Annotated in this window: 19 protein-coding genes and 1 tRNA gene; 9 read left to right on the top strand and 11 right to left on the bottom strand. The window is 71.0% G+C overall.

The features are described from left to right. Positions 1 to 16: 16 nt before the first annotated feature. Together B840_RS11290 and B840_RS11295 are read left to right on the top strand one after the other, a co-directional pair. Entirely contained in the window at positions 17 to 646 is a 630-nt protein-coding gene (locus B840_RS11290) for a DUF1707 SHOCT-like domain-containing protein (RefSeq protein WP_042622213.1), read from the top strand. Positions 647 to 689: 43 nt separating this feature from the next. Further along, positions 690 to 1,946, top strand: coding sequence for a pyridoxal phosphate-dependent aminotransferase (locus B840_RS11295; RefSeq protein ID WP_042622214.1), 1,257 nt, complete (start codon positions 690 to 692; stop codon positions 1,944 to 1,946). A 3-nt stretch (positions 1,947 to 1,949) separates the two neighbouring features. On the opposite strand, the gene B840_RS11300 is transcribed toward B840_RS11295, so the two are convergent. The 3 genes from B840_RS11300 to dcd all read right to left on the bottom strand — a co-directional run bounded on the left by B840_RS11300 (position 1,950) and on the right by dcd (position 4,876). Further along, on the bottom strand, positions 1,950 to 2,906 hold the full coding sequence (locus tag B840_RS11300) for an LLM class oxidoreductase (protein ID WP_042622215.1): 957 nt from the start codon (positions 2,904 to 2,906) through the stop codon (positions 1,950 to 1,952). Positions 2,907 to 2,916: 10 nt separating this feature from the next. Further along, entirely contained in the window at positions 2,917 to 4,239 is a 1,323-nt protein-coding gene (locus tag B840_RS11305) for a UDP-glucose dehydrogenase family protein (RefSeq protein WP_042622216.1), read from the bottom strand. A 73-nt stretch (positions 4,240 to 4,312) separates the two neighbouring features. After that, positions 4,313 to 4,876 (bottom strand): dCTP deaminase, encoded by a 564-nt coding sequence (gene dcd, locus B840_RS11310; protein ID WP_042622217.1) that lies wholly within the window; start codon positions 4,874 to 4,876, stop codon positions 4,313 to 4,315. Between the two features lie 108 nt (positions 4,877 to 4,984). Between dcd and B840_RS11315 the strand changes: the two genes are divergently transcribed. Further along, positions 4,985 to 5,058: transfer RNA gene (locus B840_RS11315), tRNA-Gly, on the top strand. A gap of 153 nt (positions 5,059 to 5,211) precedes the next feature. On the opposite strand, the gene B840_RS11320 is transcribed toward B840_RS11315, so the two are convergent. The 3 genes from B840_RS11320 to B840_RS11330 form a co-directional block, all read right to left on the bottom strand. Further along, positions 5,212 to 5,550: a DUF2200 domain-containing protein gene (locus tag B840_RS11320; protein WP_042622218.1), complete on the bottom strand. Its 339-nt coding sequence runs from the start codon at positions 5,548 to 5,550 to the stop codon at positions 5,212 to 5,214. Beyond that, positions 5,551 to 7,251 (bottom strand): VanW family protein, encoded by a 1,701-nt coding sequence (locus B840_RS11325; RefSeq protein ID WP_042622219.1) that lies wholly within the window; start codon positions 7,249 to 7,251, stop codon positions 5,551 to 5,553. Between the two features lie 104 nt (positions 7,252 to 7,355). After that, positions 7,356 to 8,555, bottom strand: a complete 1,200-nt coding sequence (locus B840_RS11330) for a glycoside hydrolase family 3 N-terminal domain-containing protein (protein WP_042622751.1) — start codon at positions 8,553 to 8,555, stop codon at positions 7,356 to 7,358. Between the two features lie 140 nt (positions 8,556 to 8,695). On the opposite strand from B840_RS11330, the gene B840_RS11335 reads away from it, so the two are divergent. The 3 genes from B840_RS11335 to B840_RS11345 are packed head-to-tail and all read left to right on the top strand — an operon-like array spanning position 8,696 to position 12,519. Next, a complete protein-coding gene (locus tag B840_RS11335) occupies positions 8,696 to 9,148 on the top strand; it encodes a universal stress protein (protein WP_042622220.1) in 453 nt (150 codons plus the stop codon). Between the two features lie 18 nt (positions 9,149 to 9,166). Then, positions 9,167 to 9,364: a DUF2613 domain-containing protein gene (locus B840_RS11340; protein WP_042622221.1), complete on the top strand. Its 198-nt coding sequence runs from the start codon at positions 9,167 to 9,169 to the stop codon at positions 9,362 to 9,364. A 23-nt stretch (positions 9,365 to 9,387) separates the two neighbouring features. After that, positions 9,388 to 12,519 (top strand): alpha-(1->3)-arabinofuranosyltransferase domain-containing protein, encoded by a 3,132-nt coding sequence (locus tag B840_RS11345; RefSeq protein ID WP_042622222.1) that lies wholly within the window; start codon positions 9,388 to 9,390, stop codon positions 12,517 to 12,519. Here the strand turns inward: B840_RS11345 and B840_RS13255 are convergent. Beyond that, a complete protein-coding gene (locus B840_RS13255; protein ID WP_084603010.1) occupies positions 12,435 to 13,562 on the bottom strand; it encodes an acyltransferase family protein in 1,128 nt (375 codons plus the stop codon). The genes B840_RS11345 and B840_RS13255 overlap by 85 nt on opposite strands. Before the next feature lie 86 nt (positions 13,563 to 13,648). Between B840_RS13255 and B840_RS13260 the strand changes: the two genes are divergently transcribed. Together B840_RS13260 and B840_RS11360 are read left to right on the top strand one after the other, a co-directional pair. Then, entirely contained in the window at positions 13,649 to 14,743 is a 1,095-nt protein-coding gene (locus tag B840_RS13260; RefSeq protein ID WP_169745280.1) for a porin PorA family protein, read from the top strand. 5 nt (positions 14,744 to 14,748) lie between these two features. After that, positions 14,749 to 16,176, top strand: a complete 1,428-nt coding sequence (locus B840_RS11360; RefSeq protein ID WP_229676618.1) for an MmpA family trehalose lipid delivery protein — start codon at positions 14,749 to 14,751, stop codon at positions 16,174 to 16,176. Here the strand turns inward: B840_RS11360 and B840_RS11365 are convergent. Beyond that, complete coding sequence (locus B840_RS11365) at positions 16,139 to 17,260, bottom strand: glycosyltransferase family 4 protein (RefSeq protein WP_042622225.1); 1,122 nt, start codon at positions 17,258 to 17,260, stop codon at positions 16,139 to 16,141. The genes B840_RS11360 and B840_RS11365 overlap by 38 nt on opposite strands. A 36-nt stretch (positions 17,261 to 17,296) precedes the next feature. Between B840_RS11365 and B840_RS11370 the strand changes: the two genes are divergently transcribed. Next, complete coding sequence (locus tag B840_RS11370; RefSeq protein ID WP_042622226.1) at positions 17,297 to 18,052, top strand: class I SAM-dependent methyltransferase; 756 nt, start codon at positions 17,297 to 17,299, stop codon at positions 18,050 to 18,052. A gap of 97 nt (positions 18,053 to 18,149) precedes the next feature. Here the strand turns inward: B840_RS11370 and B840_RS11375 are convergent, their stop codons facing one another. The 3 genes from B840_RS11375 to B840_RS13985 form a co-directional block, all read right to left on the bottom strand. Continuing rightward, complete coding sequence (locus tag B840_RS11375; protein ID WP_042622227.1) at positions 18,150 to 19,979, bottom strand: phosphoenolpyruvate carboxykinase (GTP); 1,830 nt, start codon at positions 19,977 to 19,979, stop codon at positions 18,150 to 18,152. 119 nt (positions 19,980 to 20,098) lie between these two features. Continuing rightward, positions 20,099 to 20,503 (bottom strand): DUF6802 family protein, encoded by a 405-nt coding sequence (locus tag B840_RS11380; RefSeq protein ID WP_042622228.1) that lies wholly within the window; start codon positions 20,501 to 20,503, stop codon positions 20,099 to 20,101. Then, complete coding sequence (locus B840_RS13985) at positions 20,500 to 21,678, bottom strand: hypothetical protein (RefSeq protein WP_052491187.1); 1,179 nt, start codon at positions 21,676 to 21,678, stop codon at positions 20,500 to 20,502. Before B840_RS13985 ends, B840_RS11380 begins: the two co-directional genes overlap by 4 nt. Positions 21,679 to 21,789: the final 111 nt, after the last annotated feature.

The raw sequence follows: 21,789 nt of genomic DNA on the forward strand, positions 1-21,789 counted from the left end.
GCAGTAGGATCAGGGCATGAGTATGAGGTACCCCGCGAACCAGCCGGACATGAGACTGAGCGACGCCGAACGCAACGCCGCCATGTCCACCCTGGGGCGGGCGTTCTCGGAGGGTCGGCTGACGGTCGACGAGTACGACCAGCGGTGCGTGGAGATCGCCAAGGCGGAGGTCCACTCGGATCTGGAGCCCCTGTTCCGGGATATCCCACAGTTCCAGGGGAAACCGGGCACGGAGGTCGGCCGGCTCTATTCCGCCCAGGAAATTGAGAGCGCTTACCGCGAGGGGCGCAAGACCAGGCTCGGCCTCCTGGGCCTGACCACTGTGGGCAGCATCGCGGGCTCGGCGATCCTCGCCGGCACCACTCCCCTGGCGGGCCTGCTGATCTTCCTGATTCCGACGGTGTGGATCCTGTTGTACATCATGAAGATCGGGCCGAAGTCCTGGCATGTGCCGAGCGCGCGGGCCGTCGATAAGCAGCGGATCAAGGAGCTGCGGACGACGGAGCAGTTGCGCGCGGCCGAGCTGCGGGTGGCTGAGCAGGATAAACTGGCCGCCCTCCGGGCGGAACGGCGCGCCCAGACCGCGGAGCTGACGAACAAGGCCATGGATTTCGTGAACAAGGCGCTGGACCGCGGGAAAAAGTAGCCTTCCTTTCCCAACCGGACCCGCTAGTGGCAACATGGAGCGCATGAGCGAGACCGACTCCCCGACCCCTAACCGCCGACGTCCCCGCGTGTTCGACCAGTCGAACAAGATGAAGGACGTTCTCTACGAGATCCGAGGCCCGGTGGCGGCAGAGGCGGAGCGTCTGGAAGCGGACGGCCACCACATCCTCAAGCTGAACACGGGGAACCCGGCGACCTTCGGTTTCGACGCTCCCGACGTCATCATGCGGGACATGATCGCCGCCCTGCCGACCGCGCAGGGCTACTCCACATCGAAGGGCATCATCCCCGCCCGCCGCGCCGTGGTCACCCGTTACGAGCTGATCGACGACTTCCCGGACTTCGACGTCGAGGACGTCTTCCTGGGCAACGGCGTGTCCGAGCTCATCACCATGACCACGCAGGCCCTGCTCAACGACGGCGACGAGGTCCTCATCCCCGCCCCCGACTACCCGCTGTGGACCGCCGCCACTTCGCTGGCGGGCGGCAAGCCGGTGCACTACCTCTGCGATGAGGAGGACGACTGGAACCCCTCCATCGAGGACATCCGCTCGAAGGTCAACGAAAAGACCAAGGCCATCGTGGTGATCAACCCGAACAACCCGACTGGTGCGGTGTACTCGCGCGAGGTGCTGCAGAAAATTGTCGACGTCGCACGCGAATACCAGCTGCTCATCCTCGCCGACGAGATCTACGACCGGATCCTCTACGACGACGCCGAGCACATCTCCCTGGCCACGCTCGCACCGGATCTGCTGACCATCACCTACAACGGCTTGTCCAAGGCCTACCGCGTCGCGGGCTACCGGGCGGGCTGGATGGTGCTGACGGGTCCGAAGGAGCACGCCCGCGGCTTCATCGAGGGCCTCGAGCTGCTCGCCGGCACCCGCCTGTGCCCGAACGTGCCCGCGCAGCACGGCATCCAGGTGGCGCTGGGCGGACGGCAGTCCATCTACGCGCTCACCGGCGACGGTGGCCGCCTGCTCAACCAGCGCAACGTCGCCTTCGAGAAGCTCAACGAGATTCCCGGCGTGAGCTGCGTGAAGCCCATGGGCGCGCTCTACGCCTTCCCCCGACTGGATCCCAACATCTACGAGATCCACGACGACGCCAAACTCATGCTCGACATCCTGCGCGCCGAGAAGATCCTGCTCGTCCAGGGCACCGGCTTCAACTGGCCGCATACCGACCATTTCCGCCTGGTCACCCTCCCGTGGGCGTCCCAGCTGGAGAACGCCATCGAACGGCTGGGCAACTTCCTGGTCAGCTACAAGCAGTAGCGCTCAGGCCCGGAAGTCCGGGAGGACGTGCTCGATGAGTTCCTCGAGCACCTCGTCCGCGGGCCGGGTGCCCCGCTTGAGGCCGAGGATGACATGGTCCACGCCCATGTCCTCCAGCTCGTGCAGGATACGGATCAGGTGCCGCGCGCCGAGCCGCCAGCCGAATTTGATGGGGCCCGGTTCGGCGTCGACGTCCGGGTGCAGGTCGAGGGACATCGACATGGCGAAGGGTTTGTCATTTCCCTCCTCCCGCCAACCGGCCACATACTTCTGCTGGACGGGCAACGGGCGCTGGTAAGTGACGTGAGCGTCCGCGTGCTCGCGGTGCCAGGCCATCGACTGCAGGCATGAACCAACCGTGAGCAGCGGCGGACGAGTCGCCAGCGGCTTGGGGACGACGTCGCCGCCCCACATCCGCCCGCCTGACCGGCGGATGCCCCGTTTCTCGGTGGTCCATGCCTGCTGCATCACCCGGAGATGTTCGCGGAACACCTCGTTGCGACTGCCCTCCTCCACCCCGAAGGCGGGAAATTCGCTCGACCTGTCGCCGGTGGCCACCCCGAAGAGGAAACGCCCGCCGCTGAGGTGGTCGATGCTGGCAGCCTGCTTCGCCAGGTGCAGCGGGTGGCGAAGCGGCGCCACCACGGCGCCGGTGCCCAGCGCGATCTCGCTCGTCGACGCCGCCAGGTACCCCAGGTAACTCACCGGGTCCCACACCTGCCCCACGTCGCCGAAGTCGGGATCCCGGAGCGGGATGTCGCGCAGCCACACGGCGGCGAACCCGGCCGCCTCTGACCGCCGGACCAGCTCCACCTGCCTGACGATGTCCACCTCCGGGTGTTCCGCCCGACCGGCGTCGAGGGGAAGGAAGAGCCCGAGGGTGAGGCGCCCGCGGGGGAACACGCGGCGGAAACCCGGCAGGGAGGTGACGGGGGCGTCGGAAAGCGAGAAGGGCGTCATGCCCTCCAGGCTAGAGGGTTCGGCCGAGGGCCTGGATGTTCCAGCCCGCGTCCTGCCACTTCCCAACGGGCAGGACGTTGCGGCCGTCAATGATGACTTTCCGGCCGACAATCCCGCCGACCTCGACCGGATCGAGCTCCCGGAACTGGGCCCACTCCGTGGCCAGGACCACCACGTCGGCGCCCTCGAGCGCCTCCTCGGCCGAATCCGCGTAGTTCAGCGTCGGGAACACCTTCCGCGCGTTATCCATGGCCTGGGGGTCGAACACGGACACATCCGCACCCGCCAGCGACAGGGAACCGGCCACCGACAGCGCCGGCGAATCCCGCACGTCGTCCGAGTTCGGCTTGAACGCCGCCCCCAGGACGGTGACGCGGTGGCCGAGCAGGTTGCCGTCGCACAGCTGCCGGGTCAGCTGCACCACCCGGTCGCGGCGGCGCATGTTGATCGCGTCGACCTCCCGCAGGAACGTCAGCGCCTGATCTGCCCCCAGCTCGCCGGCGCGCGCCATGAACGCCCGGATGTCCTTGGGCAGACAGCCGCCGCCGAAGCCCAGACCGGCGCCGAGGAACTTCCGCCCGATGCGCTCGTCGTAACCGATGGCGTCGGCCAGCTTCGTCACGTCGCCGCCGGCGATCTCGCAGATCTCGGCCACGGCGTTGATGAAAGAGATCTTCGTGGCCAAAAAAGCGTTCGCCGAGACCTTCACCAGCTCCGAGGTCACCCGGTCCATCACGAGGAACGGCGTCCCGCCGCTTATCGACGCCGCGTACACCTCGCGGGCGACCTCCTCCGCCCGGCCCCCGTCGTGGCCGACACCCAGCACGATGCGGTCCGGGGAGATGGTGTCCTGGACCGCGAAGCCCTCGCGCAGGAACTCCGGGTTCCACGCGATCTCCACGCTCGTGCCGGGCCCGGCCAGGCTGTCGGCAAGTTCCTGCAGATCGTCTGCGGTGCCCACCGGCACGGTCGACTTGCCGAAGATGATGTGCTCACCGTGGAGCAGCGGCACCAGATCCTCGATCACCGCGCGGACATAGGTCAGGTCCGCGGCGTAGGAACCACGCTTCTGCGGGGTGCCCACCCCCAGGAAGTGCACGTGCGCGAAGTCCGCGACCCGCTGGTAGTCGGTGGTGAAGTCCAGGCGGCCGGACTCCAGGTTTCGGGCGAGCACCTCCGGCAGGCCAGGCTCGAAGAACGGGACGGTACCCGCCTTCAACGAATCGATCTTGGCGGAATCCACATCCACGCCCAACACCTCGTGGCCGAGCTCGGCCATGCAGGCGGCGTGGGTTGCACCCAGGTATCCGGTGCCGATGACAGTCATACGCATAACAACAAGTCTTACCGGTCGTACATGAACTGGGGATTAAACGGGAATGAATGTCAGCAATTGAGCGGTTCCGTCAGAGAAAATTCAGGTACGCCTTCGACGGCGTCGGGCCGCGCTGCCCCTGGTACTTCGACCCCAGCTTCCCGGAGCCGTAGGGCACCTCAGCCGGCGAGGACATGGCGAACAGGGCCAGCTGCCCCACCTTCATCCCCGGCCACAGCGTCATGGGCAGGTTGGCGACATTCGAGAGCTCCAAGGTGATGTAGCCGGAGAAACCCGGGTCGATGAACCCGGCCGTCGAGTGCGTGAGCAGCCCCAGACGCCCCAGGGAGGACTTGCCCTCGAGGCGGCCCGCCAGGTTGTCCGGCAAAGTGAACTTCTCCAGCGTGGAGGCGAGCACGAACTCCCCCGGGTGCAGGACGAAGGACTCCCCCTCCTCGACCTCCACCAGGCTGGTCAGCTCGTCCTGCCGCAGCTTCGGGTCGATGTGGGTGTACTTGGAGTTGTTGAACACCCGGAAGAAACGGTCCATGCGGACATCCACGCTCGAGGGCTGGATGTTGTCCGGGTCGAAGGGCTCGATCCCCAGGTCGCCGGATTCGATGGCTGAACGGATGTCACGATCGGAGAGAAGCACGTCGGCCAGTCTACGTCAGCCCCGGCCCCGACATGCCCACCAGGGGAATTCCCGCCTGCGGCCGAGCCGGTGCTAAAGTGATCGTCAGCGCATGTGAGCAGCGTCGATGCCGGCGTAGTTTAGTGGTAGAACATCAGCTTCCCAAGCTGAGAGTGCGAGTTCGATTCTCGTCGCCGGCTCCACGAGAAGAAGGCCGGGCCCAGGAATATTCTTGGGCCCGGCCTTCTTTGCACGGGAGGAGAAATCCGCGGCGGCATGGACCTCGGGGCCGGAATGATCGGTTTCAGGCCGCGAGGTCCACTCCACCGCGGATCCGGCCCCGGCGGCGCAGCCGTTCAGCCCCGCAGAATGTTGGACATCTTCTTCCCGCGGGCGAGCTCGTCGACGAGCTTGTCCATCCAGCGGATCTGCTGCATGAGCGGGTCCTCGATGTCCTCGACCCGCACACCGCAGACGACGCCCTTGATCAGGCCGACGTTGCTGTTCAGGGCCGGCGCCACGGCGAAGAAGTCGCGCAGATCCCCCTCGAAGGTGCGCAGCTGGTCACCGGTGTAGCCCGTGAGCCACCCGACGACCTGCTCGAGTTCCGCCACGGTCCGGCCCTTGCGCTCGACCTTGGCCACGTAGAGCTGCCAGATGTCGGCGAAGGGGTAGGCGAAGAGCCGCTCCGACATCTAGGAGCACCTGACGATGGGCTGCGGGTCGTAGACCGTGGTGTTCGTCTCGCGGGAGATCTCGTTGCCGGAGAGATCGCGGATGATGCGGGTGTCGGAGGTGGTGAAGCCCGGGGCACCGCCGGAGGGGATGCAGTCGTCGCCGGAGACGGTCTGCGCCTTCGGCTGGGTAGGCGCCCAGCGGCCGCCGTTGACGGACTCGACCTCGACGGTCTTCACGCCGGTGAGCCGGACGACGACGTCGCCGCCGCCGACCGAGGTCTCGATGCGCACCGGGTACTGGGAGGTGTTCTTGAAGCGCAGGTCGATGGCACCCTCGTACACGGTGGCCTCCCGGCCAGCCGGGTAACGGGAGATGTAGTAGCTGTGCGGGGTGTGGGCGACGTCCTCCATGCCGGCGAAGTAGGCGGCGTTGTAGAGGGTGGTGGCGAACTGGCTGATGCCGCCGCCGATCGCCTCGCCCGCGCGGCCGTCGAGGATGATCCCGGATTCGACGTAGCCCTGGGCGGCGCCGCGGGGGCCGGTGAAACCGTTGAGGGAGAAGGTGGCCCCGGGCGCGACGATGGCGCCGTTGACCGTGGATGCGACCTGGGCGATGTTGACGCCGGAGGCCTCCGAGTAGCCGGAGGTGGTGAACTCGCCGACAACCTCGTCGAAGGTGGCGGTCTGCGCCATCTCGGTGGTGAATTCGGCCGGGTCGTCCTCGTAGACGGCCTCCCATTCGCGGTCCTCGGGGACGGCGCTCAGCAGGCGTTCGTTGAAGCCCTCGAGGGTGGCGTCCCAGTCGAGTTTCACGCCGTCGATGTGCGGGGTGATCTGGCGGGAACCGCCGGCGAAGCTGATGCGGGCGTCCTGCCGGATGGATTCCGTCCCCGCCAGATCCTGGGCGAGGATGACCTGCGCGGCGTCGACGTCGATCTCCGTGCGCAGTGATTCCCCGTCGGGGACGAAGGTGACGACCTCGCCCATGCGGGCGGGCTCGATGACGCCGGCGACGTCGTCGCGCCCGCGGACGGTGAGGGGTGCGGAGACGGCAGCGGCGGCGTCTCCATCGGCGGCTGCCTGGACGGCCTCCTCGCCGACGGCGGGTGGGGTGATCTCAGCGTCGACCTCCACGCCCTCCGGGTCGAGCCAGTCGGTGGTGACCGCGGTCCGCAGGGCGGCGGGGTCGACGGCCTGGCCGTTGACGGGGTCGGTGACGTCCACGCGGCCGTCGACAAGCGCGACGGCGCCGTCCGCTGGGTCGGCGCTGAGCTCGGTATGCATGCGGCCGAGCTCGGGTTCGAGGGCGGCGTCGTCGGCGGCGGAGACGATGTCGGTCTCCTTGGGGGAACCGACCAGCCCCTCCAACCGGAGGAAGGGGTTGGCCGGTTCGGTGCCGATCTGTGCGACCGTCTCCGCGAAGTCGAGGCTGAGGCCGGCCTGCGCGGGCACGAACTCGCTTGTGCGCTCGCCGGCGGCGACAGCCACGGGCCGGTCGACCACGCCTCCGAGCTCACGCTCGAGGGTCGACTGCGCCTCCTCCGGGCTCATGCCCGAGATGTCCACACCGCCGACCGTGGTGCCGCGGGGGACGTTTCCCTTGGTCAGGGTGTAATCCACCCCGTACGCGATGGCGGCGAGAGCGATCAGGCCGAGGACCACCCCGAGGATGATGCGAAGCCCCCGTCCACCGCTGCGCTGGCTGCTTGACTGACTCACACACCTCACAGTAATGGCCACGTGCAGGTTTGCCTACTTCTTTCACCCGCCGGAACCCGCCGGAACCCGCCGGAACCCGCGGGAACGGCGCCGCCGGAAGTCTCTCAGGCCCCGGAGGACAGCAGCTGGAGCTGGACGCGGTGCGCGGCGTCGTCGAGACGCTCCCCGGGAACCTCCCCGGCGGTGACTGCGGCATCGAGGGCGTCGATCGCCGCGACGAGCTGCCCGCCGCTGGAGAACAGGGGCTGATCGGCGCCGGCGCGGACGGCGGCGACGACGGCCTGCGGAAGGGAGTAGCGGTCGGTGACCGCGCGCATGCCGGTCAGGTCGTCGGTGTAGGCCACCCCTTCGAAAGGGACGCCGCCGGGGTAGTTTCCGCTGCGCAGCAGCGTGTAGGTGGCGGGGTCGAGGCTGGCGGGGGTCGTCCCGTCACCCAGGCCGGGCACGACCATGTGCCCGACCATCACGGCGCCGCCGCTCTGTCCCAGCGCGATGGCGTAGGGCGGCAGATCGTGGGCGACGACCTGCTCCACCGGCGGGGTGACCGCCAGCTGGAGATGCGTGTCGCCGCTGGCCTGCCCGTGGCCGGGGAAATGCTTGAACACGGGGGTCACCCCCGCCGCGGCCAGGCCCCGGGCGAAGGCGGCGCCGTATTCGCCGGCCACGTACGGGTCGGTGGAGAAGGCCCGGTCGCCGATGATGTCCAGGCCCGCGGCGTCGACGTCCAGCACCGGCGCGAAATCCACCGTCACCCCGTGCCAGCGTAGGGAATTGCCCAGTTCGAAGGCGTAGTGCTCCACCTGCTCCGGCGACATCGTCGCGGCCATCTCCCGGGCGGACATCCTCGGCCCGATGATGTGGTCGTGCCGCTGCACCCGGCCGCCCTCGAAGTCGATGGAGACGGAGAAGGGCCGCCCGACGGCCTCCCGCAGCGCCACGATATTGCGGCCCGGGGTGGTCAGCAGCTCGGGGTTGGCCCAGCTGGTGATGAAGATCCCGCCGACCCCCTGCTGCAGCTTCCACAGCGCGTCGTCGTAGTTGTCCACCCCGACGACCATCAGCGACGCCGCCTTCGCGCGCTGTTCCTCCGGCACGCGCGCCCGGGCGATGTCGGCGGGTTCAGGCGCCCGGCTCGTGGTGGTCGTCGTGCTCGTGGTAGCCGTCGTGCTCGTGGCGCTGGTCGACGCCGCCGCGCTCTCCGGCGCGGCGTTCTCCTGTGGATCGGCGCAGGCGACCGTGCCGGCTGCCAGCGTCCCGGCCGCGACGAAAGCGGCCAGGAGGCGGGAGGCTGGGCTGCGGTTGATGCTCACGAGGTGCGTCCTTTCCGTGGAATGCTGCGACGCAGCACAATAACAGTGTGCACGAGGTGCCGTTAGACTGGGGCGTCAAACCGACCGGAAAAAAGCGACGCCCGAAGGAATGTGATTTCCCCGTGCCCACGACGATGCTCATCGCCTACGACGGATCCGGGGAGGCCCGGCGCGCCATCACCTTCGCCGCCCGGTTGCTTGCGCCCCGACAGGTGGAGGTCCTCACCGCCTGGGAACCCCTGCACCGCACGGCCGCGCGAGCGGGCAGTATGTCCGGGCTGCACCAGGCGGAATGGGTGACGGACTCCGAGGACGGCGACCCCGCCTACGTGCGGGCCCGGGACACGTGCAACGAGGGCGTGGAACTGGCGGAGTCCCTGGGACTGGCCGCCCGCGCCCATCTGGTGGAGGCGAAGACGTCCGTGTGGTCGGCGATCGTGGACGCCGCGCAGGTGCTGGAACCGGACGTCATCGTCACCGGCACCCGGAGCGCGAGTTCCTGGAAGTCGCTCTGGCAGCCCTCCACTGCGGAGGGCGTGCTGCACAACGCGGGCATTCCCGTGTTCATTGTCCCGCCGGAAGCATAAGGAGTAGGATACGCAGCCATGTCCTCCTACTCTGACTCCGTCAGCCGCCGGTCCGTGAGTTCGGTGATTGCCAGCGCGGTCGTCGGCGTGGCTCTCGGCGTGGTCTCCGTCATCGGGGTCGCATCCTTCTCCGGCCAGGACAACGTGCCGCAGGGCAACGCCGTGCCGGCCGATGACGCCCTGCTCGGCGGCCCGGAGTACGGCACCCGCGGCTGAGTGGCCGCGCCCGGGGAACAGTCGTGCCGCACATCCTCGGCTGGGTGCTCCTCGCCCTGGTCAGCCTCCTACAGCCCCCCGGGCTGGTCGCCGCAGACACCAAACACGACCTGACGGTCGACCCCGCCGGTTTCCTCGCCCAGGCCACGCACGCGTGGACGGACACCTTCACCCTCGGGCAGCTGCAGAATCAGGCGTACGGGTATCTCTTCCCGCACGGGGCCTTCTTCGTGCTCACCGATCCGCTGCCGGACTGGATCGCTCAGCGCCTGTGGTGGCTGCTGGTCACCGGCGTGGGCTATTCGGGGTTCCTGCTGCTCACCGCCCGCATCGGCGTGGGTTCCCCCGCGTTCCGGGTGTTGGCGTCGTTTCTCTTCGCGCTCTCCCCGCGCACGCTGACCACCCTGACGGCCATCTCCTCGGAGACCTGGCCGGTGATGCTCGCACCGTGGGTGGTGTTGCCCTTCCTGGGGCCGCTGGGCCCCCTGAGCCTCCGTGCGGTCGCGGCCGCCACGATCCCGGTGGCGATGATGGGCGCGGTCAACGCCACCGCCACCGTCGCCGCCTGTCTGCCGGCGGGCCTGGTCATCGCCTGGCGGGTCCTGCGGCGGGACCGGGGGGCGGCGGGAACTCTCGCCGGCTGGCTGGCCGGTTGCCTCCTGGTGAGCCTGTGGTGGATCGGCCCGCTGCTGATGCTGGGCCGTTACTCGGCGCCGTTCACGGACTTCATCGAGTCCTCCTACGTGACCACCCGCTGGCTCAACCTCGTCGAGATCCTCCGCGGCACCACCAGCTGGGCGCCCTTCGTGGACACCGAACGCCAGGCCGGCCACCTGCTGGTCTCCTCCCCCGTCTTCGTGCTGGCCACCACCGCCGTCGCGGCGCTCGGCCTGTGGGGGCTGGCGTTGCGCACCACCCCGCACCGCCGCCTGTGGGTGGTCATGCTGCTGGCCGGCGTGGCCGTGCTCGGCGCCGCGCACGGCCCGTTGGCCGGACCGTGGCTGGTGCTTCTCGACGGCCCCCTCGCCGCCTTCCGCAACCTCCACAAGTTCGATCCGCTGGTGCGCATCCCGCTGCTCATCGGGGTCGCCGCCCTCGGGGACCGGCTGCGTATCCCCGCCACGTGGCGGGGCTTGCTGACTCCGGGGCGCCGGGAAGCGGCCGCCGCCCTGGTCGTCGTCGTCGGCGTGGCGTCGATGGCGCCGGCCTGGTCCGGCCGGCTGCTGCCGCGCGGCGCTTACGAGCAGGTGCCTTCCTACTGGCAGGAGGCGACCGACCTGCTCAACGCGCAGGCCGGCGGCACGCGGACCCTCATCGTGCCGGAGGCCTCCTTCGCCCGCCAGACCTGGGGTTGGACCCGCGATGAACCCGCCCAGCCGCTGCTCGACGTCCCCTGGGCCGTCCGCGACGCCGTCCCCCTCGTCCCCCCGGAGGCGATCCGCGGGCTCGACGGGGTGATGGCGGTGCTGCACCACGATCCGGCCGCCGGCGCCGACGTCCTGCGGCGCCTGGGCATCGGCGCGGTGCTCAGCCGCGGTGACCTGGAGGGCGGCGGGGAGGAGATCGACGTCGAGAAGCTCGCCGGGGCGGCCGGGGCGCAGATCCACCGCTTCGGGGCGGATGAACAGCTGGCGGTGGTGATCTTCGACCCCGCCGCGGATCTCGCTCTCACCGGGGACAAGCCCGTGCGCGTGGCCGGCGGCGGCGAGAGCCTCGCCGTCCTGGACATGATCCACGGGCCCGGACCGCGCGTGCTGGTGGAGGCGGACGCCGAGATCGTCACCGACACCCCGGCCCTGACGGTGCGGCACTACGGCACGCTGGCGGGCGCGGTCTCCGCCCCGCTGGCCGACCTCGACGAAGGCGTCGGGTCGCGCAACGCCGTGCCCGACTACCCCTCCGCCGGGCCGTTCACCCGCGTGCGGTCCCGCGGCGGGACCGTCAGCGCCAGCACGTCCGCGGCCGACGCCGGGAACTTCGGCGGCGCCGACCCCGCCCGCTCGGTCACCGCCGCCGTGGACGGCGAGCCGGGCACCGCCTGGTGGCCCGCCCCGGGGCCGCCGGACGGGCAGTGGCTGGAACTGGCCCCGGACGGGACGCTGCGCAACCCCGCCGTCACCCTCTCCGCCACCGCAGACACCACCGTCGACCTCAACGGCCGCACCCTGGAGATCGGCGAGGAACCCACGACGTTCCACCTGCGCGGCGACCACGACACCATGCGCGTCACGCTCACCGGCCCCGAACCCGTCGGCCTCTCCGAGATCGCCGTGGCCGGCCACCCGGTCGAACGCGTGGTCACCGTGCCGGACACCTCCCCGGACGTGCGCCAGTTCCTCTTCCAGCGTCTCACCCTGGACACCGGGCACATCATCCGCGATTTCACCGCGCCCCGCCCCATGCGGCTGGTTGTCGGCTCCCCCTCCGGCACCGTCACCGTCGACGGCGTCGACCACGCCCCCGGCGACGTCGTGGAACTGGCCCCGGGCGTGCACCGGCTGTCCACCGCGGCGGAGTGGGTGACCCTCGCCGAGGAGGGTTTCGACCCCTCCCCCGCCTTCGAGCCCACCGGCCGGGAGATCGCCGCCGCCGGTACCGAGCGGATCCTGCTGACCGGCCGGGCCGCCAACCCCGGGTTGCAGGCGAGCGTGGGGGATCTCGCGCTGGAACCCCTCGTCGTGGACGCCGCCGCCCAGGCCTTCCGCGTGCCCGCCGGCGCCGCGGGGACGGTGGAGTTCTCCTTCGCCGGCGACCCCGCCTACCGCGGGCTGCTCTTCGGGGGCGGCGCGTTGGCGCTGCTCACCGTGCTCGTGGCCACCGCGGTGGTGCTCCGCGGCGGGCGGGCGGGGTGGGCAGCGCCGGGGCCCGGCCTCGGCCCCGGACAGGGGCCCGGCCTGCTGGTGCCGGGTGCGCTGACGGCCTTCCTCGTCGCCGGCTGGCCGGGCCTGCTGGCCGCCGGGGCGGCGCTGCTGGTGCTGCGCGTCACGCTGTTCCCGCCCGGCCTCCTGGCGTTCGTGCTGGCCGGAGTGGCGGGAGCCTGGCTGGCACGGGGCCCGTGGCCGAGCGGCGACTACGCCGGCGACTCCGCCGCCCTGGCCCTCCTCCTCGTCGCGGCCCTGACCAGCCTGGTGCCCGGTTCCTCCAGGAACACGTAACTGGCGGCCGCCGCCGGCAGCGTGAGCGCCAGCGTCACCGCCAGCACGGGCCAGAAACCTCCCGAGAAGTAGTTCAGGCCCAGCAGCGGGAAGGCGAGCGAGAGCATCGCCACGTGCCACAGGAAGATGGAGTAGGACCAGCGCCCCAGTGACTGCATCACCGGGCTGGACAACCAGCGCGACCCCGGGGCCAGGGCCTCGGGCACGACGACGGCGAAAGCGAAGACCGTGCCCGCCAGCACCCGGCGGACAAACTCCCCCGGCTCCGGGTGGGTGAGCCCCACCGGGCCGAACCACTCCTGCCCGGCGACCCACGCCGCCGCGAGGGCGAGCCACCACCACACCCAGCGGACGCCCAGCACCCGGCGCGCCCAGGCGGGGGTCCGGCCCGAGAACTCGGCGGCGAGCATGCCCACCGCGAACCACGGGGCGTAGGCGACGGGCCAGATCTGCCGGTTGGGGATTCCGGCCGCCACGTCCGGGCCGGCCGTGACGAAAGGAAGCCAGGCCCACCCCAGGCTGAGCACCGCCAGCCCGAGGATCACCAGTATCCGGAGGCGCCGGGGCAGCCGCCCGACGGTCAGCGCCAACAGGGGGAGCGCCAGGTAGAAGGCGACCTCCACGCTCAGGGACCACAGGTGGGTGAGCCCCGGCGCCAGGCCGTCGGCGACGTAGATCTGGGTGAGGGTCAGGTTGGCCAGGATCTGCCCGCCGCTCAACCGGGCGGCCTCGGGCAGCAGCAGGATCACCGCGACGACGCACGCCAGGTAGGCCGGCATGATCCGGCCCGCCCGGTTGAGCAGGTAACGGCCGATGGTGGCGGAGTCGTGGTCGTCGTGGTGGTTGCGCCACAGCAGGAACGCGGAGAGCGCGAAGAACACCGGGACGAAGAAATCGAAGCGGGCGAGCAAGGAACCGGCCACCGAGCGGGGGTCGAGCCCCGTCTGGAAGGCCACGTGGGTGAGGACGACCCCGAGGGCCGCGACCGCGCGCAGTCCTTCCAGCCCGGGGAGATGGCGCGGTTTGTAGGATGGAGCGGACATGCGGCACACCTCCCGCTCGGCTGTTCGTCATCGGGGCACGCCCGGGGGCGTTTCCGGCGATCTTAACGAATAGGACCGTGCAGACATTGACTGAGAGTGCTTTCCGGCGCCCACCGATCCGGCTGCTGCTCTTCGCCGCGGCCGCTTTCCTGCTCGGTTCCCTCCTGCCGCCGCTGGTCATCGGGCAGATGAAACCCTTACCCGAGGACCTGCGGGAAAGCTTCGCCAGCCGCCCGGCCGACACAGTCATGCTCGCCCCCGCGGCCCTGGAATCCGGGACGGTCCCGGAGGAGAACCGGGACCGTCCCGGCTGCGGCGCAGGCACGTTCCCCGAGGTCGACTACTCCTGCCTCGTGGTCGAGACCACCACCCACCGCGACCTGCAGGTGGGCACCGCGGCGGCGGAGGAGTCCGGGGAGGTAGAGGTCCGGGCCACGACCCGGCTGCTCGAGGGGGAGACGGTCCTCGCCGAGGTGCGGGACTCCCTGCGCGTGGACCGCCGCTCGACCTATCCCGTGGCGGATCCCGTCAGCCGGGTGGAGACGTCCGTGACCGGTCTGGCCGGCGACGCCGCCTCCACCGGCCCCTTCGTCCGGGAGGGGCTGCAGTACTTCTTCCCCTTCCCGCCCGAGCGGCGGTCCTATCCCCGCCACGACGTCATCGCCGGGCAGCCGCTCCTGCTGGACTACGTCGGCGAGGTGCAGCGCGGGGGGCTCGAGACCTTCGAGTTCCACCACACCTTCACCGCCCTGCCCCTGGCAGACCCGGACGACAACCGCCCCCGGCCGGCGGAACCGGAGGATGGCGGCCCCGACCCGGTCCAGGCGCTCGACCGGCTCGGTATGGGGTCCCCCTGGTACGCCGTCGACCGCACGGTGTGGGTGGAGCCGAAGTCCGGCACGCTCGTGGACGTCGAGGAGCGGACCCACATCTACTTCGCCGCGGACCGTTCCGAGGCGGAGGAACGCGCCTTCGACCCGGCGCCGGAGTTCACCGTCCTGCACACCACCTCCGCCTGGGACGACGGGACCCTCACCCGGCAGCACGACAAGGCCGCCGGGGTGGTGTCCTCGCTGCGGGCGCTGCAGATTCTCGCCGTGGTGCTCAAGGCGGCCGCACTGGCGGCCGTGATCTGGGCGGTGGTGCTGCTGCTGCAGGAACGCCGGGGGCAGCCATCCTGACGCGCGTGAGCTGGCCGGTCCTGTGGGCGGGTGTGCTCATCGCCGCCCTGCTGTGGCCGCTCGCCTGGCCCGGTGAGCTGGCGCTGCGCGACATGCTGGTCCTCGACTCGCCCGCGCTGTCGCCCGCCGCGCTGGGCACCGGCGATCTGCCGGCCCGCAACGCCCCGCAGGACGGGCTGCTGGCGCTGCTCGGCACCTTCCTGCCCGCCTCCTGGGTCGCCCGCGGACTCATTCTGGCCGGGGCGGCCGCCGGCGCGGCCGGCGCGATCTGGCTGGCGCGGCTGCAGGGCGCCGGCCGCCTATCGACGCTCGCCTCCCTCACCCTCGTCCTGTGGAACCCTTTCGTGGTGGAACGGCTCCTGCAGGGCCACTGGTCGCTGGTGATCGCAGGCTGGTTGCTGCCGCTCATCGCGGCCGCCGCGCTCTCGGGGCGCGCCGGGGTGGCCTGGCTGGCCATGTGGGCGGCGTCGTTGACCCCCACCGGGGCGCTGTTCGCGTTGGCCACGGGCGTGGCCACCGGCCGGGGTCGCCGGTGGCCGACTCTGGCGGTCGGCGTCGCGTGTTCACTGCCCTGGCTGGTGCCGGGGCTGCTGGGCGGCGGGTCCGCCAGCGCAGAGTCGGCCGCGGCGTTCGCCCCGCGCGCGGAAACCCACGTGGGCACGCCCGGCACGCTGGTGGGCCTCGGCGGCATCTGGAACGCCGAGGCGGTGCCCGCCTCCCGGGAGGCGGGGTTCGCCCTGGCCGGGGTGCTCCTGTTCGCCCTGCTGCTCACCGCCGCCCGCCGTGTGCCCGCTCCCCTGCTGTGGTTGGCGGGCATCGGCCTGGGCGGCGCGGTATTCGCGTGGCTGGCGCCCGGGGTGCTGAGCTGGCTGGTGGCCGCCGTCCCCGGGGCGGGTCTGCTCCGCGACGCCGGCAAGCTGACCGTCCTGGCACTGCCCGCCTACGCGGCCGCGGCGGCGTCGACACGCACCTGGGCCGCCGGCCTCGTGCTGGCACTGGCGCTGCTACAGGTCCCCGACGCACCCCGGGCCCTGGCGCCGCTGGCTCCGCAGCCGGTGGCGGTCGACGGGTCGCTCGTGGCGCTGGCCGACGGCCGCGACGTGCTGCTCGTCGATGAACCCCCGCTCGTGCGGCGCGCCGACGGTGCCGTGATGCTCAACCCCCTGGGCAAGGCGCTGTCCACCGTCGAGTCCGGCGCACTCGTCGTCGACGGCGTGCTCGTCGACGCGCCCTCCCCCCGCTGGATGTCCGCCAGGTCCGCGTGGGAGTCCGGCGACCTGGCCGCGCTGGAGCAGATGGGTGTCGGAGTAATCGTCGACGGGGGCCGGATCGTGGAGACCGCCGCCGGGCCGCAGCCGCGCGGCCCGGGTCTCATCCTGCTGGCGGTGTGGCTGCTCATCCCCGCCGGGGTGTGGCTCGCGCGGCGGCGGTGAGCAGCTCCTCGAATCTCGCGCCGGTCTGCGCCCAGGAGAAACCCTCGGCGCGCTTCCGGGCGGCCTGCCCCAGACGGCGGGCGAGTGCGGGGTCGGCCAGCAGCCGGGCGGTCAGCTCCGTGAGTTCGGCCGGGGAATCGGCGAGGAGCCCGGTCTCCCCGTCGACGACGGAGTCGCGCAGGCCGCCGGCGGTTCGGTACCCGATGGTGGGCACCCCATGCTGCGCGGCCTCCATCACCGCCAGCCCCCAGCCCTCCTTCCGCGAGGGCATCAGGTGCACCGCGGCGCGCGCCAGCAGCGCGTGCTTGTAGTCCTCGGTCACCTGTCCGTGGAAGCTCACCCGGTCGACGACGCCGCGGGCCTGCGCGTACTCCCGCAGCTCGTCCTCCCACCAGCCGGAACCGATGACGTCGAGGACCACGTCCCCGGGCAGCCGGGCGAGCGTGTCCATCGCGTGTTCGATCTGCTTGTGCGGCACCAGCCGGGACAGGGTCACCAGGTGGGTGGCGCCGTTGCCGTCGAGGCGGGGGATGCTGCCGGGGACCGGGTCGACGCCGTTGTGGATGATGGTGATGTCCTCCCCGCGCACCCCCAGTTCCAGCAGGTCCGCCCGCGAGGACTCCGAGACCGTCACGTAGGGCGCGCCCCGGTAGACGCGGGGGGCCACCTGCGACTCCAGGAACCAGCCCAGCGCGGCCAGCGCCCGGCCCGCCACCGGCCACTGCTCCTTGTGCCGGTGGTGGGTCAGCAGCACCGTCGGCCGGCCGGCCACCAGGCGCGCGAAGAAGGGGATGCCGTTCTGGGTGTCCACCACCACGTCGATGTCCCCCAGCGTTCCGATGCCCGCCCGGCCCAGCAGGATCCCCGCCCACGCCCGCGGGTAGACCGTGAACTTGCCGCCGCTGCGGGAAAAACGCACGCCGTTGCGGTGGGAACGCCGGGGCGCGTCCGTATGCCCGGCAGTCCGGTACACCACCTCGTGCCCGCGGGCGGCGAGGTACTCGCCCACCCGCTCCAGGTAGCGCTCCGAGCCACCCCCCTGCGGGTGAGTGGAATCGCGCCAGCACAGCAGAAGGATCTTCATGGTCCGAACAAGCATACCTGTGCCACCATGTAGTGCGTGCTGCCTGAAACCCGCCGCCTGGCCACCCTCCGCCGCTCTTTCTCCCTGCTCCGCGCCCTCCGGCACGAGCAGAGCCGGCCCGACCTGTTCTACCGGCCGCTCGCCGAGGACACCGCGTCGCTTCTCGACGCCCTCCGGGCCGACCTCGCCGGCCTTCCACTGGCCGGAGCATCGGTCCTCGACGTCGGCGGCGGCCCCGGCTACTTCGCCGACGCCTTCGCCGCCCGCGGCGCGCATTACGTCCCGGTGGAACCCGACGTGGGCGAGATGGCGGCCGCCGGCATCACCGTCCCCGGGTCCGTACGCGGCGACGGCCGGGCGCTGCCCTTCCGCGGCGGGGCCTTCGACGTGGTGTACTCCTCCAACGTCGCCGAGCACGTCGCCGACCCGTGGGCCATGGGCGACGAGATGCTGCGCGTCACCCGCCCCGGCGGCCTGACGGTCCTCAGTTACACCGTCTGGCTCGGCCCCTTCGGCGGCCACGAGACCGGCGTGTGGGAGCACTACCTCGGCGGGGGCTTCGCGCGCGACCGGTACGCGCACCGGCACGGGCATCCGCCCAAGAACGTCTTCGGTGAATCCCTCTTCGACGTCTCCTGCGCCGAGGGACTGCACTGGGCCCGGCAGGTCGAGGGGGCCTCCCTGGTCGCCGCCTTCCCCCGCTACCACCCGGCCTGGGCATGGTGGCTGGTCCGGGTGCCGGTGCTCCGCGAGTTCCTCGTGTCCAACCTGGTGGTGGTTTTGCGCCGGTGAGCGGGGTTTCCGGAACGCCGCGGCCCCCCGGAAAAGCGCCCGCCCCCAGGGACCGTAGTCAGCCTGGGGGCGGGAGGTTCGTGCGAGCCGGGGAGTACTAGGCTGTGGCGGCCTCGATGCGCTCCTTCAGTCCGGCCAGCTGCTCGTGCACCTCGCTGGGCACGCGCGGGCCGAGGAAGGCGAGGTACTCCTCATTCGAGGCGACGTCGCGGGACCAGTCAGCGGCGGGAGCGGACAGCGCCTCCTGGACGTCCTCGATCGGGGTGTCCAGTCCGGTGAGGTCCAGGTCCTCGGCGCGGGCGGTGTGGCCCACGACGGTGGTCTCGGCGCCGACGCGTCCCTCGATGCGGTCGATGATCCACTTGAGCACGCGGGAGTTGTCGCCGAAGCCCGGCCACAGGAAGCGGCCGTCCTCGCCGCGGCGGAACCAGTTGACCAGGAAGATGTCCGGCATGCGGTCGCCGCCCTTGTTGCCCATGTCGATCCAGTGCTGCAGGTAGTCACCGGCGTTGTAGCCCATGAACGGCAGCATGGCCATCGGGTCGTGGCGCAGGGAACCGACCTTGGCCTCGGCGGAGGCGGCGGTCTGGCCGGAGGACAGCGTCGCACCGATGAAGGTGCCGTGCTCCCAGCCGAAGGACTGGGTCACCAGCGGGACGGTGTCGGCGCGGCGGCCACCGAAGAGGATGGCGTCGATCTTGACGCCCTTCGGGTCGTTGAACTCCGGCGCGGCGGCCGGGCTCTGCTCGATGGCGACGCAGTAGCGGGAGTTCGGGTGCGCGGCGTTGGTGCCGGACTCGGGGGTCCAGTCGTTACCGTGCCAGTCGATGAGGTGGGCCGGCTTCTCGCCGTCCATGCCCTCCCACCAGATGTCGCCGTCGTCGGTCAGGGCGACGTTGGTGAACAGGGTGTTGCCCGGCTCCATGGTGCGCATGGCGATCGGGTTGGAGGCGTAGTTGGTGCCCGGTGCGACGCCGAAGAAGCCGTTCTCCGGGTTGACGGCGTAGAGGCCGTCCTCGCGCAGCTTCATCCAGGCGATGTCGTCGCCGACGACCTCGGCGGTCCAGCCCTCGATGGTCGGGGTGATCATCGCGAGGTTGGTCTTGCCGCAGGCGGACGGGAAGGCCGCGGCGATGTGGTAGCTCTTGCCCTCCGGGGAGTTCAGCTTGAGGATGAGCATGTGCTCAGCCATCCAGCCCTCCTCCTTGGCCATGACGGAGGCGATACGCAGGGCGTAGCACTTCTTGGCCAGGATGGCGTTGCCGCCGTAACCGGAACCGTAGGACCAGATCTCCTTGGTCTCCGGGAACTGGGTGATGTACTTGGTGTCGTTGCACGGCCACGGCACGTCCTGCTCGCCCGGCTCCAGCGGGGCGCCGACGGAGTGCAGCGCGCGGACGAAGTCGCCGCCGGTGCCGATCTTGGCCAGGGCCTCAGCACCCATGCGGGTCATGATGGCCATGGACAGGACGACGTAGGCGGAGTCGGTCAGCTGGACGCCCAGCTTCGGCTCCGGGTCGGTGATCGGGCCCATGCAGAAGGGGACGACGTACATGGTGCGGCCCTTCATGGCGCCGCGGTAGACCTCGGTCATCTCCGCCTTCATCTGTGCCGGGTCGACCCAGTTATTGGTCGGGCCGGCATCCTCCTCGTTCTCGGAGCAGATGAAGGTGCGGGACTCGACACGGGCGACGTCGTCCGGGTTGGAACGTGCGAGGTAGCTGTTGGGGCGCTTCTCCTCGTTGAGTTTGATCAGGGTGCCGGCCTCAATGAGCTCTGAGGTGAGACGGTCCCATTCCTCTTCCGAGCCATCGGCGAAGACGACCGCCTCGGGCTCGAACAACTCGACTGCCTCCGCAATCCAGGAGAGCAGCTTCTCGTTGTCGGTCGGGGCGGGGCCCACCAGGCCCTTAATTGCAGTCGTCATTAGTGCTCCTGATTAATTCTTCACTCGGCAGAGATCTCGCCCTACAGGTTATCCATTCCCACACGTCTAGGCTACGGAAGTGACAATTGATTACGTGTCATACGTCATAACCTGCCAGTTTATCCGCGTTCAATCCGATGCCACCCGGGTTTTCCCGAGTCTCCCCCTTGCCCCTCCAACCCCTTTTCGGGGGTGGCATTCGGCACCAATCCCCACTCCGATCCCCCGCCTGGCGGCGGTTTTCCGGGTTCACCCGCGACCAGACCCCAGGCCGCGCGGTGCGGATCAGCGGTGAAGATGTCATACCCGCCGTCGTGGTGGACCGAGGAGATGTGGTCGACGACGCCGTCCCCGTCCAGGTCCGCGTAGACGGTCGTGCCGCCGGGATCCGCGAGGGTGACGGAGTCGCCCGCGGCGCCGTCGAGTTCGAGATGCTCATCGCCGAGCGGCAGCCGCAACCGGTCGCCCTCCCCCGCCGCCGCCAGATCCTCCAGCCCGTGCAGGCTCAACCACCAGTCGTTCATTGCATCTCCTCTGCGAGTGTGCGGCGCAACCAGAGCGCCGGCGTGTGCGCGGGCGCGCGCCGGATCCGGGCGGCCTCGCCGGCGGCACGGACGGCGTGCGCTTCCCGACGCCCCCTCCGCCACCGCACCCCTCCCGCCGCCAGCGCCGCGAGAACCCCCGCGAGGACTCCGGCGGCGGGTCCCGCCGGCCACGCGGCCCGCCCGGCGGCAGCTCCGGCCACGAGCGCGATGAGCAGTGCCTGCCCGCCGACCTCCCGCAGGTCCGGGGACGGGGCGGGCTCGAGCCCGTGAGCGCGGGCGAGGTCGGCCAGCTCGGCGGCCGCGCGGCGGGCCACGAGGTCGGTGAGGTGGGCGTCGAGAAGCAGACGACGCCGCCGTTCCATCTGGTCAGCGGCCCGCAGCCAGGTGCCGGGTCGAGGGGCCGGCGGCGGGGCCGCGGGAAGGGTGAGGGCATGCCGGACGGCGTCGACGAGCGGGCGGCCGGGCCGGGCGACGGTGCCGGGGAGGCCGGCAGGCAGTGGTGCGGTGGAGACCAGCCGCCCGGCGCGGCGGGCCGCGTCCCGCAGGGTCGGATGGTCGGCCGGGGCCCAGCCGGCGGGCGGGGCCACGGCGAGGACGGCGTCCACCTCCGCGTCCGCGACGATCTCCATGCCGGGAAGCTCCACCCTCACCGCCGGGTCGGGGCTGATCACGGCGATCCGCGGCGCGGCGGCCGAGTACCCGGCCGAGCGCCCGGCCGACCCTGCGATGGCCAGGAGTTCTTCGGCGGCGTGCGGATGCCGGGCGGCCAGGGCGCGGAGTTCGCCGCGGAGGAGGCGGGCACGGACGGCGAGAAGCTGTTCCGGGGAGAAGGGGAGGGACTCCGGGAGGGCGGGGACGGTGATGACCGCCTGGGGGCCGGCCGCGACGCGGGAGCGGATGGCGGAGGTCAGGGGGCCGGGATGGACGAGAACCAGCACATCGACCCCCGGGGTCGTGGCGGGCCAGGTGACCGCGACCCCCTTGACCTGCCAGGACGTCGGCACCGGGACGGGGCCGTCCAGGGTGCAGGCCCCGACGCGGGGCGGCCCGGTCAGTTCCAGCAGCACCCGGCGGAGGCCGATGCCCGCCGCGCAGCCGAAGTCGCGCGAGTGCGCCCAGTCGGCGGCGCGGATGAAGATATCCGGTGTCCGCATGACTCACCCCTCCCCCGGGTTGATCCGCGCCCATCGTCACCCGCGGGCCCGCGGACCGCAACCGGGGTGCGGAAAATTGAAGTTTCCGCACTGCAAGGGAAGAATAAGTAT

It is taken from the genome of Corynebacterium marinum DSM 44953 (assembly GCF_000835165.1).
Taxonomy (GTDB): Bacteria; Actinomycetota; Actinomycetes; order Mycobacteriales; family Mycobacteriaceae; genus Corynebacterium; species Corynebacterium marinum.